Annotated in this window: 13 protein-coding genes, 1 tRNA gene and 1 pseudogene; 6 read left to right on the forward strand and 9 right to left on the reverse strand. The window is 62.7% G+C overall.

Annotation, left to right across the window (positions count from 1 at the left end; genetic code table 11):
• Positions 1-248 precede the first annotated feature (248 nt).
• Both QO034_RS19600 and QO034_RS19605 read right to left on the reverse strand, forming a co-directional pair.
• Entirely contained in the window at positions 249-1,214 is a 966-nt protein-coding gene (locus tag QO034_RS19600; protein ID WP_284487222.1) for an AraC family transcriptional regulator, read from the reverse strand.
• Between the two features lie 667 nt (positions 1,215-1,881).
• Positions 1,882-2,157, reverse strand: a complete 276-nt coding sequence (locus QO034_RS19605; RefSeq protein ID WP_284487223.1) for a transposase — start codon at positions 2,155-2,157, stop codon at positions 1,882-1,884.
• A 32-nt stretch (positions 2,158-2,189) separates the two neighbouring features.
• On the opposite strand from QO034_RS19605, the pseudogene tnpA reads away from it, so the two are divergent.
• Positions 2,190-2,441, forward strand: a pseudogene (gene tnpA, locus QO034_RS19610) (IS200/IS605 family transposase); the annotation flags it as partial.
• Positions 2,442-2,759: 318 nt separating this feature from the next.
• Here tnpA and QO034_RS19615 read toward each other — a convergent pair.
• Positions 2,760-2,835, reverse strand: a tRNA-Thr gene (locus QO034_RS19615).
• A 460-nt stretch (positions 2,836-3,295) separates the two neighbouring features.
• Here QO034_RS19615 and QO034_RS19620 point away from each other — a divergent pair.
• Positions 3,296-4,855, forward strand: a complete 1,560-nt coding sequence (locus QO034_RS19620; protein ID WP_284487249.1) for an FMN-binding glutamate synthase family protein — start codon at positions 3,296-3,298, stop codon at positions 4,853-4,855.
• Between the two features lie 45 nt (positions 4,856-4,900).
• Positions 4,901-5,458 (forward strand): carboxymuconolactone decarboxylase family protein, encoded by a 558-nt coding sequence (locus tag QO034_RS19625; protein WP_284487224.1) that lies wholly within the window; start codon positions 4,901-4,903, stop codon positions 5,456-5,458.
• A gap of 21 nt (positions 5,459-5,479) precedes the next feature.
• Here QO034_RS19625 and QO034_RS19630 read toward each other — a convergent pair whose 3' ends face one another.
• Genes QO034_RS19630 through QO034_RS19655 form a run of 6 tightly spaced genes read right to left on the reverse strand, consistent with a single transcriptional unit; the run spans position 5,480 to position 12,099 of the window.
• Positions 5,480-6,451 (reverse strand): ABC transporter ATP-binding protein, encoded by a 972-nt coding sequence (locus QO034_RS19630; RefSeq protein WP_284487225.1) that lies wholly within the window; start codon positions 6,449-6,451, stop codon positions 5,480-5,482.
• On the reverse strand, positions 6,448-7,425 hold the full coding sequence (locus tag QO034_RS19635) for an ABC transporter ATP-binding protein (protein ID WP_284487226.1): 978 nt from the start codon (positions 7,423-7,425) through the stop codon (positions 6,448-6,450). Before QO034_RS19635 ends, QO034_RS19630 begins: the two co-directional genes overlap by 4 nt.
• Positions 7,426-7,428: 3 nt before the next feature.
• The gene (locus tag QO034_RS19640) at positions 7,429-8,334 is read right to left on the reverse strand and encodes an ABC transporter permease subunit (RefSeq protein ID WP_284487227.1); all 906 of its coding nucleotides are present in this window, start codon (positions 8,332-8,334) and stop codon (positions 7,429-7,431) included.
• Positions 8,335-9,342: an ABC transporter permease subunit gene (locus tag QO034_RS19645; protein ID WP_284487228.1), complete on the reverse strand. Its 1,008-nt coding sequence runs from the start codon at positions 9,340-9,342 to the stop codon at positions 8,335-8,337.
• On the reverse strand, positions 9,336-10,487 hold the full coding sequence (locus QO034_RS19650; RefSeq protein WP_407696788.1) for a M24 family metallopeptidase: 1,152 nt from the start codon (positions 10,485-10,487) through the stop codon (positions 9,336-9,338). Before QO034_RS19650 ends, QO034_RS19645 begins: the two co-directional genes overlap by 7 nt.
• Before the next feature lie 22 nt (positions 10,488-10,509).
• Positions 10,510-12,099, reverse strand: coding sequence for an ABC transporter substrate-binding protein (locus tag QO034_RS19655; protein ID WP_284487229.1), 1,590 nt, complete (start codon positions 12,097-12,099; stop codon positions 10,510-10,512).
• Positions 12,100-12,491: 392 nt separating this feature from the next.
• On the opposite strand from QO034_RS19655, the gene QO034_RS19660 reads away from it, so the two are divergent.
• From QO034_RS19660 to QO034_RS19670, 3 genes are all read left to right on the forward strand, one after another.
• Positions 12,492-13,469 (forward strand): efflux RND transporter periplasmic adaptor subunit, encoded by a 978-nt coding sequence (locus QO034_RS19660; protein WP_284487230.1) that lies wholly within the window; start codon positions 12,492-12,494, stop codon positions 13,467-13,469.
• Positions 13,462-16,665, forward strand: coding sequence for an efflux RND transporter permease subunit (locus tag QO034_RS19665; RefSeq protein WP_284487231.1), 3,204 nt, complete (start codon positions 13,462-13,464; stop codon positions 16,663-16,665). The genes QO034_RS19660 and QO034_RS19665 overlap by 8 nt, the downstream gene beginning before the upstream one ends.
• 78 nt (positions 16,666-16,743) lie before the next feature.
• On the forward strand, positions 16,744-17,703 hold the full coding sequence (locus tag QO034_RS19670; protein ID WP_407696789.1) for a TAXI family TRAP transporter solute-binding subunit: 960 nt from the start codon (positions 16,744-16,746) through the stop codon (positions 17,701-17,703).
• Positions 17,704-17,713: the final 10 nt, after the last annotated feature.

The following is a 17,713-nucleotide window of genomic DNA, read 5'->3' on the forward strand; positions in this document are numbered from 1 at the left end:
CAGTTTCATATGGTTAGGTCCATCGTTGTGGGCGTTGTGCGTGAAGTTTGGAACCGCCCGGAACTGTCCGCAATCCAATCGAGGCCGCACTTGTCCAGAATTGGCGATACCTGTCGAATTTCCTGACATCGCCGCGAATGTCGCAGCCCGCGCGACAAGAGGCATACCACCCGACAGGCCGGGGCGGCGCGGGCGGGTCGTCGAAGCAGAGGAGGAGCGGTTCCGGACTAGGGAGGGTGATCCGCAGTCTACGCCACGTCGTTCTCGCAACCAGAATTCAGATCTCCCGAGGCTCTTGAATGCCTGTCAAAGGTCTCGGACGGCAACTCGCCATACTGCGCGCGATAAGCTGCACTTGACCGACCCAGATGGAATAGACCAGCATCAACCGCCGCCCGAGTGACCGTCATTCCGGGTTTCGCCGCGACAAGTGCCGCGTGCATCGCATCGAGACGAACTGCAGAAAGAAAACTTCGGACCGACATGCCCTTGCGCGCCCGGAAGCTCTTCTGCATCACCCGCAGCGAGTAGCCAAGCTCTTCGGATATTTGCGTCATCGTCAGGGCTTCACGGAAATTGTCGTGAATGTAGTCTTCGACCTGCTTTGCGATCTTTTCGGTCCGGTACGCGTAGGTTTGGAGGTTTCTGGTGGGCTGGACCGAACCGATGGCAGCGATCAATGCATCCTCGACCAATGCCTCATGCAGTGACACGGTCCGGTCGGTCAACAGTTCGGGATTGGAACGGTAGCTGAAAGAGAACCTCAGCAGCTCCAGAAGTTTCAATCTCTTCGGATCCGTCGCACGGTACAGCGTGTCTTCCGGCATCCCATAGGGCCAGTTCGGGGGACTGATGACGGCATAGCTTTCGTATGCCTCGCCGGGGACCTCTGGTCGGAGCCAGCTGTTTCGCTCAGAAGGACCCAGCGCCACCATCTGCCCGGGCCGGGCGGAGAATGCGCGGGTTCCTACTTGAACGTCTGCCTGTCCCTGTAGCGTCAAGCTGATGGTCGTCCGGTCATTCTCGACGAAACGACCCGAATGTCCGGATGAGAGGACGTGCACGATCTTGAACCCCTTGGGGCCGGGATTCAGGATGCGATGCGTGTAGTGGCCCTGCGGGTTGTCGAAATGGAAATCAAAGGCCCGATCGAAGGTGTTCGGAACCGATCTGCCATCCGCGTGAAAGGTTGTGGTTTCGATTAGGGCCTCCATTCTTCACGTGCTGTCACAAGTGGTCACGATTCTCCGGATAGCTCAGCGTCTGATCTGAAGTTTATCCGGGTTCGTTGTCATGTCGCCAACGCCTGATCTCAGCCGGACTAGGATGCCTCGCTCGGCTTTCGTCGGTCAAGGGCGGAGTTGAGCCGCTCGGTGTTCTATAAGGCCATCCAGTCACGGCTGACCTGGTACGCCTAGAAACCATCGGCCAGCTCTTCGAGGTAGGCCGCGTCCTGTTTCAGCAAACGCCAGAAGCGTTCGATGAAGATGCTGTCGCTGTATCGGCCCCGACCATACATCGAGTTCAGCAAGCTCGCCTCAACGGACGCCTCGTGTTCCGCAAGAAGCTGTCGCGGCCGAAGCTTGCCCTTTTCGCCACCGGTCGCTATTGAACCTTATGAGGGCTCGAATCTTGCCTAATACATATAATACCAATGGCTTAGGTGACAGAGAAGGTTTGATATCAGGCCCGTTCCCTCCGCCACTTACCCCCGCGAAAGCGTTCTCCCGATCCGGCTGCGGCCGGATTTCTCCGTTCTATTCAAGGGTTATGCGGGAGTGGCTGAGCACCGGCCCGTGGGGAGGAATGCTCAGAAGCGGTCTCTCAGGGGCGATATTCTCCGGACCTCTCGACTGCGCTCAATCAGTGTAGAGCCCGTAACTACTTGAAAGTATAAGGACAGTTCATCGCGCCACCTGAACACTTCGATGTCAGTGGCGTTCGAGGAAGAACGAGGTCGCCGTCCTTGGCCATCCGCCGCCATGCCGATAAGTGGTTCGGTCGCAGGTCATACCTCCGCGCCACGTCATTCACCGTCGTGCCCGGCACCAGCGTTTCCGCCACAATCCGCGCTTTCACACAATCCGGCCATCGCCGGTGCCCGCCATCTGAGATTTCGACTCCCAGTCCCTTGAGAAACTCTCTCGTAGTCTCCATTGAGAAACTCACCTCCTGCCATCCGACAGGATTTGAGTCTCAGATCACATCGGTCTCAAGAAGGTGGGGTCCAGACACCGCATACGGTCACGAAATACCGTTACGCGGTTCTCCAGGGACCGATGCGCGAGCGTATCCGGCAGATCATCCGGCAGACCTGTGACGAAATGGGCGTTCACATCGTGCGCGGCGTACTGGCGCGAGACCACGTCCACATGTTCCTGTCGATCCCGCCGAAACTCTCGCTGTCGGATGTCACTCTATACTTGCAGGCAAAATCTTCGACTTTCAAAACAGGTAGATCAAGCCAGTAAATCGTATAGCCCTTGAGTTCATGGCTCCCAGACTACAGACCACTTGGGTCGCCTGCGGACGAACTCATCCGGCATTCTGAGTACTCCTAAGATTGCGGCTCAGAAATCTTCTCCACCCATGATTCATGGCAGGCAAGACCTTGAAATCTTCCGACCAGTTGAAGGGATGTTACACTCGTCTAAACACCGTCGGGAGCGCAAAATCTGTGCTTATACTGTGTTCTACACACCATGAATCGTGGCCGAACAGCGGCTATCGGCGCAAGCGTCGGTTTTTATTGGTAAAAATGGTGCCCCCACACGGACTCGAACCGCGGACCTACTGATTACAAATCAGTTGCTCTACCAGCTGAGCTATAGGGGCGAAGCGTTTCGGCTGAGGCATTTCGATTGCCGACGTCCCGAACGAGTGTTTCGCGGGACATCTCGGCACCCAAGCCTTCCTCACTTGCGCTGCGTTCGTATAGGGGATCGCAGTTCCGGTTGCAAACCCATTTCTCACCCGACGCAAGAGCCGATCCGGGGTCTTCAAGGTCTGTCGGACCGAAGATCTGGCGGCGGACGAGGCGATCCCGCGACCGGGTTTCGACCGCCGAAACCAGAAAACGGGGGAACGCGCTTTCACGACGCAGGCGGGACAGACGGACTGGGAGCGTTCGGCGGCGGGAGCGTCTTCATCGTCGAAGTTTGTTTTCGATCCGCGAAACCTTTTCATGTATTGAACGACTCGTCGGGTCGTCGGCGTGTCAACTTTGGGCAGAATTGCAGGGGAGTTCCTGGTGGCGAGATATACGGTGTTCGTGGGTTCGCTGGTGCTGGCCCTGATGTCCATCCTTGGGCTGGCGTTCAGTTGGTGGTTCGCGGTGCCGGTCCTGATCTTCGGATTTCTTGGCGGACTCGGCCTCTATGATGTGGTGCAATCAAGCCATTCGATCCTCAGGAACTATCCGGTCATCGGACACATGCGTTTCCTGTTTGAAGGCATCCGTCCCGAGATCCGGCAATATCTGATCGAAAGCGATCAGGATGAGGAACCGTTTTCCCGTGACAAACGATCGATCATCTACCAGCGCGCGAAAGGTGTGGAGGACAAGCGCCCCTTCGGCACGCGCGAACGGGTCTATGACTCCGGATATGAATGGCTGACACATTCTGTCGTGCCCACCATCATCACCGATCACGATTTCCGCGTCCGCATCGGCGGCGACCGCTGCGCAAATCCCTATGACGCGTCGATCTACAACATTTCCGCGATGAGCTTCGGGGCCTTGTCCGCCAACGCGATCCAGGCTCTGAACATCGGGGCGAAGAAAGGCGGCTTCGCGCATGACACCGGCGAAGGCGGGATCAGCCGTTATCACCGGCAGGGCGGGGGCGATCTGATCTACGAGATCGGGTCGGGGTATTTCGGGTGCCGCACGGCCGAGGGGCGTTTTGACGTCGGGAAATTCCGCGACCAGGCGAGCGATCCGCAGGTGAAGCTGATCGAACTCAAGCTGAGCCAGGGCGCCAAGCCCGGACATGGCGGCATGCTGCCCGCCTCCAAGATATCGCCCGAGATCGCCGAGGCGCGCGGCATCCCGATGGGGCGGGATTGCGTGTCTCCCGCCGCGCATCCCGAATTTTCCACGCCCATCGAGATGATGGAGTTCATTCAGAAACTGCGTGACAATGGCGATGGCAAACCCGTCGGATTCAAGCTCTGCATCGGTCACAGGCGGGAGTTCATGTGCATGATCAGGGCGATGCTGGAAAGCGAGATCGTGCCGGATTTCATCGTCGTGGATGGCAAGGAGGGCGGCACCGGGGCGGCGCCGCTGGAATTCGCCAACCATATGGGAATGCCATTGGTCGAAGGGCTGACCTTTGCCCACAACGCCTTGCGCGGGGCAGGGTTGCGGGACCGCCTGAAACTGGGTGCGTCCGGCAGGCTGGTTACGTCCTTTGACATCGCCAAGGCGCTGGCCCTTGGCGCCGATTGGGCGAATTCCGCCCGCGGGTTCATGTTTTCGATCGGCTGCATTCAGGCCCAGGCCTGCCACACGAACTGCTGCCCGGTCGGTGTCGCGACACAAGACCCGCTGCGCCAGCGCGCCCTGAACGTCACTGAAAAGTCCGAACGCGTATACCGGTTCCATGCCAACACGATGAAGGCGCTGGCCGAGATGACCGGCGCGGCGGGGCTCGAGCATCCAGGAAAATTCCTGCCGCACCACCTGCTGATGCGCGAACGGGACCGCGACATGGTGACGGGCGAAGACGTCTATCCCTACCTGCCCGAAGGCTTCCTGTTGCGCGAGGAGCCGGATGATTTCGGCTATCTGAAACGGTGGAAACGGTCCCGCGCGGCCAGTTTCAAACCGATCGACGGAACCTATGTTTGAGGAGCGCAAGATGGTGAACGGGAGTGATCAGGACCGGTGGTTCGGATGACGGACGGCACAGGTCTTTCGCCGATTTCCGATGTCGACTGGCCGGAGGATATCGCCGATCTGCTGCCGGGGTTTGCCGGCGCGCTGAATGTCTATCGCACCATGGCCCATCATCCGGCCTTGCTGCGGGCCTGGTGCGACCTGCGCGAACATGTGGTCAATCAGACCGCACTGGGCCGGCAGAGGGCCGAGATCGTGATCCTGCGCACGGGCGTGCGGTTGGCGTCGGAATATGAATGGTCGCAGCACGTCCTGCGGGCCCGTTCCTTTGGTCTCGACGATACGCGCATTGCGTCCATAGGCGGTGAAGTGGACGGAATGGCGGCGGAAGACGCCATACTGGCGCAGGCCGTGGATGACCTTTTCGACGTCAAGCGGCTTTCCAGGCAGAACAGGGACGCCCTGACCGCCCTGGCCGGGGTGCATGGCGTGCTGGATCTCATGGCGACGGTCGGCTTTTATTCCACCCTGGGTTTCATCCTGAACTCCTTCGCGGTGCCGCTGGACGCCGATGCCGGCCTTGCGCTGGAAAAGGCGCCGTTGAAGAGCCTCTGACCGACCGGGCGGTCCGCGCCGTCACGCCAGCGGGAAGTGGCAGGCCGCCGAATGCGGATTGTCGTCCAGTGCGGGGCGCTCCTGGCGGCACTTGTCCTCGACCTTCCAGCAGCGCGGCGCGAAGGGGCAGCCCGGCACGTTCATCAGGGGCGAGGGCAATTCGCCGGTCAGCTTGATCCGGTCTTTCGCGGCTCCGGGTTCGGCGCGCGGCGTCGCTGACAGCAGCGCCTTGGTGTAGGGGTGTTTCGGCGCTGCGAAAACGGCTTCTTTCGGGCCGGTCTCGACCGCCTGTCCAAGATACATGACGATGATGTCGTCGGCCACGTGCCGCACCACGCTCAGGTCGTGGCTGATGAAGAGATAGGCCAGGCCAAGCCGTTCCTGAAGGTCGACCAGCAGGTTCAGGATCGCGCTCTGGATCGACACGTCCAGTGCGGATACAGGTTCGTCCAGAACCAGCACTTTCGGGTCCAGCATCAGAGCGCGGGCGATGGCGATCCGTTGCCGTTGCCCGCCGGAAAACATGTGCGGATACCGGTCGAAATGTTCGGGCCGCAACCCGACGAGCCCCAGGATGTCGCGGGCCTTTGCTTCGCGGTCCTTCGCCGACAGGTCCGGCCGGTTGATCGCCAGCGGCTCCTGAAGGATGACGCCGATCCGCTGGCGCGGGTTCAACGATCCGTAGGGGTCCTGGAACACGATCTGGACGGACGACCGGAGTGCGGGCCAGCCGGCCCGCACCACGGGCTTGCCCTCCAGCAGCAGCGTGCCGCCGGTCGGCTCCTCGATCATCGTGACCATCCGCGCCAGGGTGGATTTGCCGCAACCGGATTCCCCGACCACGGCGAGCGTCTTGCCGGGGTAAAGATTGAAATCGACCCGCTGGACGGCCCGCAGAATCTGCGGCTTGGCGAACAGGCCGCCGCCGACCTCGTAGTGGCGGGCCAGTCCGGATGCGGTCATGACCGGCGAAACGGCGGACGAAGCGGTCATGACGCAATCCTTTCGGTGACGTTCAGGGGGTAGTGACAGCGCGCGCTGCCGATACCCGGATCCTGCGGTTTCGGCGGTTCGGACCGGCAGCGGCCATCGGCGAACTGACAGCGCGGCGAGAAAAGGCAGCCCTTCGGGCGGTCGAACTGGCCGGGCACGACGCCGGGGATCGTGGGCAGGCGTTTTTCCGTCGCGCGTTCGGGCAGGGCGTTGAGCAGGGCGGCGGTGTAGGGGTGGTGCGGGATGCGGAACAGATCGGCGACGGGCTGCTCCTCGATCTTCTGCCCGGCGTATTGCACGCTGACCCGTTCCGCCGTTTCGGCGACGACGCCCATGTCGTGGGTGATCAGCACCAGCCCCATCCCGGTCTCGTCGCGCAGGCTGGTTAACAGGTCGAGGATCTGCGCCTGAATGGTCACGTCCAGCGCCGTCGTCGGTTCGTCCGCGATCAGCAGCTTGGGCCGGCAGGCGATGGCCATGGCGATCATCACGCGCTGGTTCATCCCGCCGGACAGCTGATGCGGAAAGGCCGACAGGCGTTTTTCCGGCGCGGGGATGCCGACCTGTTCGAACAGTTCGATGGCGCGCGCATGGCGCGCCGCGCGGTCCAGCCCTAGGTGATAGCGCAGCGCCTCCTTGATCTGCCAGCCCACGGTGAAACAGGGGTTCAGCGAGGACATCGGCTCCTGAAAGATCATCGCCAGGTCCTTGCCGACGATCCGCCGTCGTGCGCTGGCCGACAGGGTGGCAAGGTCATGCCCGTCGAACGTCATCTCATCCGACGTGATGGTCGCGGTCCAGGGCAGCAGTCCCATCAGCGCCAGCATCGACACCGACTTGCCGGATCCGGACTCGCCGACGATGGCCAGGATCTCGCCCCTGTCCACATCGACATCGACGCCGTCGACCGCCCGAAACGATCCGGCGGAGGTGGCGAATTCGACGCTCAGGTTTCGGATGCGCAGCAGGGTCATGGATCAGCTCCGCTTCAGTTTCGGGTCAAGGGCGTCGCGCAGCCCGTCGCCCATCAGGTTGATCGCCAGCACGGTGACGAGGATGGTCAGGCCGGGAAAGGTCACGACCCACCAGGCGCGCAGGATGAATTCGCGCGCTTCGGCCAGCATCGTGCCCCATTCCGGGGTGGGGGGCTGCGCCCCCATGCCCAGGAAGCCGAGAGCGGCCACATCGAGAATGGCGCTGGAGAACGACAGCGCCCCCTGCACGATGATCGGGGCAAGGCAATTGGGTAGCACGGTGATGAACATCAGCCGCACAAATCCGGCCCCCGCCACGCGGGCCGAGGTCACATAGTCCTTTTGCAGTTCGGACATCACGCTGGCGCGGGTCAGGCGCACGTAATGCGGCTGTTGCACGATCGCGATGGCGATGAGCGCATTGGTCAGCGACGGGCCGAGGATCGCCACCAGGACCAGCGCCAGCAGCAGCGACGGAAAGGCGAGGATGATATCCATGACCCGCATGATGACCGTGTCCAGCCATTTGGGCGCGAAGCCCGCGATCAGTCCGATCAGGATGCCGCCGGTGGCGGCGATGGCGACCACGACGACGCCGATGAAGAACGAGAACCGCGCCCCTTCGATCAGGCGCGACAGCATGTCCCGGCCCAGCGGGTCGGTGCCCAGCGGAAAGGCCCAACTGCCGCCATCCTGCCAGGCGGGAGGTTGCAGCGCATGTTCGCGGAACTGCTGGGTCGGATCATACGGCGCCAGCAGGGGCGCGAAGGCCGCGACCAGCACGAAGGCGACGAAGACATAGAACCCGATCACCGCGCCTCGGTTCTCGCGAAAATAGAACCAGAATTCGCTCAGCCGGCTCGGGCGGGCGACGGTGGCGTCAGGTGTGGCGGACAGCGTATCGGTCATCTATCTCTTCCTGATCTTGGGGTTGATGATGCCGTAAAGCACGTCGACGGTCAGGTTGACGAGCATCACGATCACCGCGATCATCAAGAGCCCGCCCTGAACCACCGGGTAGTCGCGGCGGAAAATGCTGTCGACCATCCATTTGCCGATACCGGGCCAGCTGAAAATGGTCTCTGTCAGGATCGCCCCCGCCAGCAGAGTGCCGACCGACAGGCCGATCACCGTGATCACCGGGATCAGCGCATTGCGCAGCGCGTGGATGCCGTTGATCCGTCCCGGTGTGAGCCCCTTGGCGCGGGCGGTGCGGATGTAGTCCTCGCCCAGAACTTCCAGCATGGCCGAGCGTGTCTGCCGCGCGATGACGGCCAGCGGGATCGTGCCCAGCACGATCGTCGGCAGGACCAGATGGCGCACGGCGGACAGGAACGCGCCCTTCTGTCCCGATGCCAGGCTGTCGATCAGCATGAAGCCGGTGGCGTTGGGGAAGTAGTAGGTCAGGTCGATCCGGCCCGACACCGGCGTCCATTGCAGGTTGCCGGAAAACACGATGATCAGCAGCAGCGCCCACCAGAAGATCGGCATCGAATAGCCCACGAGCGCTGTGCTCATCAGCGTCCGGTCGAAGAACTTGCCCCGGTTCACGGCGGCGATGACACCGGCCGGCAGGCCAAGGACCACGGCAAAGATCATGGCGCAAAGCGACAGTTCCAGCGTCGCCGGAAACAGGGCAAAGAATTCGTCCCAGACCGGACGTTTGGTGACGAAGGAATTGCCCAGGTCGCCTTGCAGCACCCCGGTCAGATAGTCCCAGAACTGAACGGCTATGGGTCTGTCGAAACCGAACTGTTCGGTCAGTTCCTGATAGCGTTCGTCCGTCAGCCCGCGTTCACCCGCCATCACGATGATCGGATCGCCCGGCAGGACGCGGATGAAGGCAAAGGAAATCAGCGTGACCCCGATGAAGGTCGGAATGAAGGTCAGCAGGCGGGATCCGAAATACTTCAGCATGGCAGAATCGTCAGCTCCTTCGGGAAAGTGGTCAGCGAGGCGCTGCCGCTGTCGGTCACCAGGACATCGTCTTCGATGCGCACACCGAAATTGCCGATCTCATACAGCCCCGGTTCATTGGTATAGACCGTGCCGGCGGGCAGGGCCATGTGATTGCCGCGCATGATATAGGGCGCTTCGTGCACGTCCCGCCCCAGCCCGTGGCCGGTCTTGGTGCGGATGCGGTCCCCGTAGGGGGACGCCTCGAGAACCCAGGTCACGGCGTCGTCGATGTCATGCGCCGTGACGCCGGCGCGGGTGACCTCGTGGCCCTTGAGATTGGCGCGAAGGACCGTGTCATAGACCTCCTGCGCCTCGTCGCTGGCATGATCCAGAAATACCGTGCGGGTAATGTCGGCGGCGAAACCGTGCTTGCGCGCGCCAAAATCCAGCAGCAGCGCATCGCCCGCCTTCACACGATAGTCGGGGCGGGCATGGGCGTGCGGACGGGCCGAGTTGTCGCCGGCGGCGACGATGGGCGGAAAGGCCAGGTCCTCGGCGCCCTCGGCGAACAGCGACTGGATCAGCACCTGCTCGATCTCGGTTTCGGTCTGCCCGAGGCGCACCGTTTCGAGCGTCCGTGCCAGCGCGCGCTCCGAGATCGCGATGGCGGCTTTGAGCGCGTCGATATCGGCGGCGGTCTTGATCATCCGCAGGCCCGAGATCGCGGCTTCGCCGTCGACGATGCGAAGGTCGGGCTGGGCGCGTTTCAGCGCGTGATGCACGAAGACCCGCATCACCTGGCCCTCGACCGCCAGAGAGGAAATCCGCAGATGCGCCATCAGCGCCGAAAAGGCGGCATCGTGACCGTCCTGGTCGCGCCAGTCGAACACCGCGCCGTCGAAACCGACCAGGTCCCAACTGCGCAGTTCGAGGCTGGGCACCAGCGCCGCGGCGGGGCGATCGGCGGGAACGACCAGAAGGAACGGGCGCTCGTTGCTCATGAAGGATTGGTTCAGCGCGCGGGTGAAATTCGGCCCCGGCACCAGCGCGACGGCATCGACACCCAGGCCGGAGGCGACAGCGGCATATTGGGACAGGCGGTCGGATAGTGTCTGGTTCACGTGGCTGACTTTCGCTGCGTGACGGAATTCGGGGCGGCGCATCCGGCGCCGCCCCGACAATCGTTTACTTCAGGCCGACCTGGTTGAAGATGTGTCCGCCCAGCGGGTGCACGACATAGCCATCGACCTCGGGACGCATCGGCATGTAGACGACCGAATGCGCGATTGTGGCCCAGGGCGCCTGATCCTTGAAGATGACCTGCGCCTCTTCATACAGCGGCTGGCGTTCGGCCTGCGTCGGCAGAACCTTGGCCTTCTGGATCAGGTCTTCGAACGGCTGGTGGCACCACTGCGCGCGGTTGGAGTTTTCGCGCCCGTCGCAGCCCAGCAGAACGGCGAGGAAGTTGTCCGGATCGCCGTTGTCGCCGGTCCAGCCCAGCAGGATCGCGCCGTCGCGGTCCAGTTCGCGCGAACGGGACAGGTATTCACCCCATTCGTAGGATACGATTTCCACCGTCACGCCGATCTTGGCAAAATCTTCCTGCATCAGTTCGGCCATGCGGCGGGCGTTGGGGTTGTAGGGGCGCTGAACCGGCATCGCCCAGATCTTCATGTTCAGATCGGTAACGCCCTCGGCTTCCAGCATCGCCTTGGCCGCTTCCGGATCATAGGGATCGTCCTCGATCGCGTCGTTGTAGGACCACATGGTCGGCGGGATCGGGTTCTTGGCGATCTGGCCGGAGCCTTGGAACACCACGTCGATGATCGCCTGCTTGTCGATGGCCATGTTCAGGGCCTTGCGCACATTGGCGTTGTCATAGGGCGCGATGGTCGTGTTGTAGGCCAGGTAGCCGACGTTCAGGCCTTCCTGCTCCATCACCACGATATCGGCGTTGGATTTCATCTCCGCGATGTCCGCCGGGTTCGGATAGGCCATGACATGGCATTCGCCGGCCTGCACCTTCTGGTAACGCACGCTGGCATCCGGCGTGATCGCGAAGATCAGCGCCTCGACCTTGGCCGGATCGCCCCAGTAATCGTCGTTGCGCACGTAGCGGATGACGGCGTCTTTCTGGTAGGCTTGGAACTTGAACGGTCCGGTGCCGATCGGCGCCTGGTTCAGCATCTCGGGCGTTCCAGCGGCCATCATCGCATCGCCGTACTCGGCCGAAACGATGGACGCGAAATCCATTGCCATGTTGGCGATGAAAGGCGCTTCCGGACGGTTCAGGTTGAACTGGACCGTGTAATCGTCGATCTTTTCAATGCTCTTGACCAGGTCGGGCATCGACATGCTGCCGTAATATTCCCAGGTGCCGCCCGAAACCTTGTTGTAAGGGTGGTCGGCATTGCCCTGGCGGTCAAAGGAAAAGATCACGTCGTCGGCGTTGAAGTCCCGCGTCGGCGTGAAGTTCTCGTTGCTGTGGAATTTCACGCCCTCGCGCAGCTTGAACGTGACGGTCATGCCGTCGTCGGACACTTCCCAGCTTTCGGCCAGTCCGGGGATGACCTCGGTGGTGCCAACCTTGAATTCCGTCAAGTGGTCGTAGATCGGATGGCTGGACGCATCAAAGGTGGTGCCGGAGGTATAGAGCGCCGGGTCGAACCCTTCGGGCGAGCCTTCCGAGCAATAGACCAGCGCCTGTGCAGAGGCAGAGCCCGCACAAAACGCCAGCGCAGTCGCACCGGCGGCCAGGTAAGATTTCAATCTCATGGTATTCTCCCATTCTTACGTCCGTTTTGCTTTTGGACGTTTGATTTCGTGCTGCCCCCGGAACCGCGTTCCGGGCAGCCGCATGCCTGACACCCTGACACTTTAATCTGGAAGAGAAAAGAGCGGACCTTGCAGGAACGTGAGCCTCGACAGCCCGGCTGTTTCCGGTGTTCGGTGGCGGGGCAACCACGCCCTGCCGGTTGTCATCTCTGGATGCGGGGGCGATTTGGGGCGTTGTCGGGATTGATCCACGTCAATGTCGGGACGCTCCGTGCGCCCTACAACTGCCAGAAATTGAATGTCTTATGTCCCGTCTGCTAGACTTCAGGAGATTCGGCCAGGACGTGCTGCGGGACACCTTTCCCGGCACGGCACAAGAAGGAGCAACAACAGTGCGATTTTCCGGCATCGCGGCCCTGCTGGTCGCGTTCCTTCCGTGTCTGGCCTGGGCGCAGGAACAGCACGTCGTGCAATCGGTCCCGCTGGCCGACTGGAAGGCGGTCTATGGACGGATCGAGGCGCGTCACCGCATTCCCGCGCGCGCGCGGCTTGGCGGCACGCTTGTTCAACTTGATGTCACGGAGGGCGACGAGGTCGGCGCCGGTCAGAACCTGGCGAGGATCGTCGACGAGAAACTGGATTTTCAGCTGGCCGCCGTGGACGCCGAATTGCAGGTGGTCGATTCTCAGCTCGGCAATGCCCGCACCGAACTGACGCGGGGCGAAGAACTGCTTGAGCGTGGCGTGACGACGGCCCAGCGTCTGGACGGGTTGCGCACCCAGGTCGACGTGCTGGCCAACCAGATGGATTCCCTGCGCGCGCGGCGCCACGTGATCGAACAGCAGGCCGCAGAAGGATCGGTACTGTCGCCGCTGGACGGGCGGGTCCTGGATGTCCCTGTGGCGGTTGGCGCGGTGGTACTTCCCGGCGAAGTCGTCGCGATGATCGGCGGAGGCGGTTTCTTCCTCCGGCTGGCCGTTCCGGAACGCCACGCCACCGCCTTGGAAAAGGACGCCATGATCCAGATCGAGGAATCCGGCGTGATCCAATTGGGCAGGCTGGAACGCATCTATCCTGAAATCGAAGGCGGGCGCGTCGTCGCCGACGTCGAAGTATCCGGTCTCAGCGACGTTTTCGTCGGAAAACGGGTTCTGGTCCGCCTGCCGGTCGGGGAACGATCGGCCATCGTCATTCCTGCCGGCTTTGTCGCGACCCGCGGGGGGCTGGATTTCGTCACTATTCGGACCGACGCCGGCGAGGAGCATCGCACGGTGCTGCTGGGCCAGCCGCACCGGCTGAACGACATCGACATGGTTGAAGTCGTCTCTGGCCTGTCCGAAGGCGAAACGCTGGTTGCCACCGATGGCTGAGGACAGGCACGCCTCTGCGCTGGGAATCGCGGGCGGGTTGACGAGGGCCTTCATCGGTTCGTCCCTGACACCGCTCTTCGTGCTCGCCGCACTGGCGGTCGGTCTGGTCGCCCTGGTGTCTCTCCCGCGCGAGGAGGAGCCGCAGATCTCGGTTCCACTGGTGGATATCCACATCCAGGCCGCCGGGTTGCGGGCCGAAGATGCGCTGAAGCTGGTGACCGAGCCGATGGAAACGATTGTCAAGGCTATCAACGGGGTCGAACACGTCTATTCCCAGACCCGCGATGACGGTGCGATGGTGACGGCCCGGTTCATGGTCGGCACCTCGACCGATGCGGCCATCCTGCGGGTGCACGAAAAGGTGCGCGCCAACATGGACCGGATTCCGGTGGGCATCCCGGAACCCTTGATCGTGGGGCGCGGTATCGACGACGTGGCCATAGTATCGCTGACCTTTTCTCCGGGCGAAGGCACCGAGGTCTCGGCCAATGATCTCACCCGCGTCGCGCGGGAAGTACGCACCGAAGTTGCCAAGATCGAGAATGTCGGTCTGACCTATCTGGTCGGGGAAGTGCCGGAAGCGATCCGCATCGCGCCCGACCCCGAGCGGCTGGCGCTGTTCGGCATCACCCTGCAGCAACTGGCCGGCAAGGTCGCCGGCGCGAACCGGGCCTTCACGACCGGCAAACTGCGCGACGGCGGCGAAGAGATCGACCTGGTCGCGGGCGAAACCCTGATCTCGCCGGTCGAGATCGCGAACCTTCTTTTGACCGCGCGGGACGGCCGGGCGGTCTATGTCAGCGACGTGGCCGATATCGAATACGTGGCCGACACCAGCGACCATATCGTCGCCAATGTGGTGCGCGGCGAGGACGGGCAGATCGTGCGAACCCCCGCCGTCACGCTGGCGGTGGCGAAGCGGGCGGGTGCCAACGCGGTGCTGGTGGCCGAAGCGATCCTGCACAAGGTGCACACCCTCGAAGGCCGCGTGATCCCCGACACGGTCGCAGTCGATGTCACGCGGGATTACGGCGAAACGGCGGACGAGAAGGCCAATGAACTGCTGTTCCACCTGGCGCTGGCGACCGTTTCCATCGTCGGTCTGGTGCTGATCGCCATCAGCTGGCGCGAAAGCATCGTGGTCGCCATCGTGATCCCGGTGACGATCCTTCTGACGCTGTTTTCCGCCTGGATCATGGGCTACACCCTGAACCGCGTGTCGCTTTTCGCGCTGATCTTTTCTATCGGCATCCTGGTCGACGACGCCATCGTGGTCATCGAGAACATCGCCCGTCACTGGGGGATGGACGACGGCCGCAGCCGCGCGGCAAGCGCGATCGACGCGGTGGCCGAGGTCGGCAACCCCACCATCGTGGCGACGCTGACCGTCGTCGCGGCGCTTCTGCCGATGCTCTTCGTTTCCGGGCTCATGGGCCCCTACATGAGCCCGATCCCGGCCAACGCATCGGCGGCGATGATCTTTTCCTTCTTCGTCGCGGTCATCATCACGCCCTGGCTGATGGTCAAGATCGCAGGCGGGGCGCAACATGCGCCGACCGGCCATGACGAGAAGGGCGGCCGCCTGGGACGGATCTACGCGGCCGTCGCCCGGCCCATTCTCGCCACAAAGACCAGAAGTCTCCTGTTTCTGCTGGTGACGGCGGTTCTGTCCTTCGGGTCGCTCGGGATGCTTTACACCAAGGACGTGACGGTCAAGCTGCTGCCGTTTGACAACAAGTCCGAACTGGCGGTTGTCCTGGACCTGCCCGAAGGCGCATCGGTGGAAACCACCGATGCCGTGGCGCAGCGCGTTGCCCGCGTGGCGCTGGACCTGCCCGAGGTGATTTCCGTGCAGACCCACGCGGGCACTGCCGCGCCGTTCAATTTCAACGGGCTGGTGCGGCACTATTATGTCCGGGCCGAACCGCAACTGGGCGATGTCCAGATCAATCTTGCCCCCAAGGGCGACCGTGACCGGACCAGCCATGCCATCGCGCTGGACCTGCGGGACCGGCTGGCCGCGATCGACATGCCCGAAGGCACCGTGATCAAGACCGTGGAACCGCCGCCGGGACCGCCGGTGATCGCGACCCTGCTGGCCGAAGTCTATGGCCCGGATGCCGAAACCCGCCGCGCGGCGGCGGGGCAGATCCGGACGGCGTTTGAAAGCGTGCCGTTCATTGTCGATGTCGATGACAGTTTCGGGGTGCAGCCGCGCCGGCTCCGGGCGACCATCTCGACCGACGACCTGGAATTCTTCGGGGTGCAGGAAAGCGATGTCTTCGACACCCTGACCCTGCTCAACTCGGGGCAGACCGTCGGCTATTCGCACCGGGCCGACCGCCGCGCGCCGATCCCGATCCGGGTCGAACGCGCGAGGGGCGACCGGATTCTGGACGAACGGTTCCTGACCACGCCGATTCCCGCCAACAGCCTGCCGGGCGCGCGCGGCGTGGTCGAACTGGGCGATGTCGTGCGGATAGACGAAGAACGTGCATCCTATTCGATCTTCCGCCACAACGGGCGTGATGCGGAAATGGTGATGGGCGAACTGGCCGGAACCTTCGAAGCGCCCCTTTACGGCATGCTGGCGGTTGCCGACGCGCTGGACGCGATGGACTGGGAAGACGGCCTGAAACCGACCATCCGTCTGAACGGCCAGCCCGAGGACGAAACCGGCGTCACCCTGCTCTGGGACGGGGAATGGGAGGTGACATGGATCACCTTCCGCGACATGGGGGCCGCGTTTGCCGTGGCGCTTCTGGGCATCTACATCCTTGTCGTCGCGCAGTTCGGCAGTTTCCGCCTGCCTCTCGTGATCCTGACACCGATCCCGCTGACCTTCCTTGGCATCATGATCGGTCACTGGCTGTGGGCGGCGCCGTTTTCGGCCACGTCGATGATCGGTTTCATCGCGCTGGCCGGGATCATCGTGCGCAACTCGATCCTGCTGGTCGATTTCATCCGCCATGCGGACAGGACCGGCAAATCCGACATCGACATCCTGATCGAGGCCGGATCGATCCGGTTCAAGCCGATCCTTCTGACCGCCATCGCGGCGATGATCGGCGCGGTGGTGATCCTGAGCGATCCGATCTTTCAGGGGCTGGCGATCTCGCTTCTGTTCGGGCTGTTGTCCTCGACCCTGCTGACGGTTCTGGTGATCCCCGCGATCTACCGGGTCTTCAAGACCTGATCCCGGCGGTTGCAATTATCCTGTCGACCCGGTCGAAATCCCTGATAGACACTGTGAAACACACTCAGGGAGGTCCGAATGATCCATTTTCTGAAACCGCTCGCGGCGGTCGCTTCGGTGGCGGCGCTGCTCGCGACGCCGGTGCTCGCCGAAACGCGCGTCACCTACAAATCCGCGAAAACCGGATCGTCCTACTATCAGATGGGCGTACAGATCGCCGAGGCGATGAAAGCCGGGACCGGCGGCGACATCATCGTCACGGTCGAGGAAAGCCAGGGCTCGGTGCAGAACGTGATGGAGGTCAAGGCGCGGGGCGGCGATTATGTCTTTACCACGCCGCCGGCGCTGGTCGGCCTGGCGCAGGGCGGCAAGGCGATGTTCGAAGGCAAGGGCGACCCGGCCTTTGACGAGATCCGCGCCCTGTTCCCGATCCCTTCGCTGACGATGCATTTCGTGATGTCCAAGGCTTCCGGCGTGACGGATTTCGCCGGGATGGAAGGCAAGACGATCCTGCTCGGAAAGGGCAGTTTCGGCGCGACCGAGGGCGAGAAATACCTGGGCCTCTTCGGTCTCGAAGGCAAGGTCAACATCGCCGACGTTGAGTTGTCCGGGGCCGTGGCCGCGCTGAAGAACGGGCAGATAGACGGATTCGTGACGGCGGGGTCCTATCCGGCGCCGAACGTGATCGAGGCGGCGGCCTCCGCCGACGTCACCGTGCTGTCCCTGACGGACGAACAGATCGAAGCCAGCAAGCGCGCGCGGCTGGTCATCCCGGCGGGCACCTATGCCGGGCAGGACGCGGACATCGTCACCACGTCGCTGCCGGTCGCCGCCTTCACCACCACTAAGATGGATGACGACACGGCCTATGAACTGACCAGAACCTTTTGGGAAGGCAAGGCCGGACTGGGCCAGGACGCCGCCTGGTGGAATGGCGTGGATCCGGCGCTGCTCGCCACGGTTCCGGTCCGGTTCCATCCCGGCGCGCAGCGCTATTATGAAGAGGCCGGGATCGCCCTGACCGACGATCAGAAATAGCCATTGCCGG

It is taken from the genome of Sedimentitalea xiamensis, from assembly GCF_030164465.1.
Taxonomy (GTDB): Bacteria; Pseudomonadota; Alphaproteobacteria; order Rhodobacterales; family Rhodobacteraceae; genus Sedimentitalea; species Sedimentitalea xiamensis.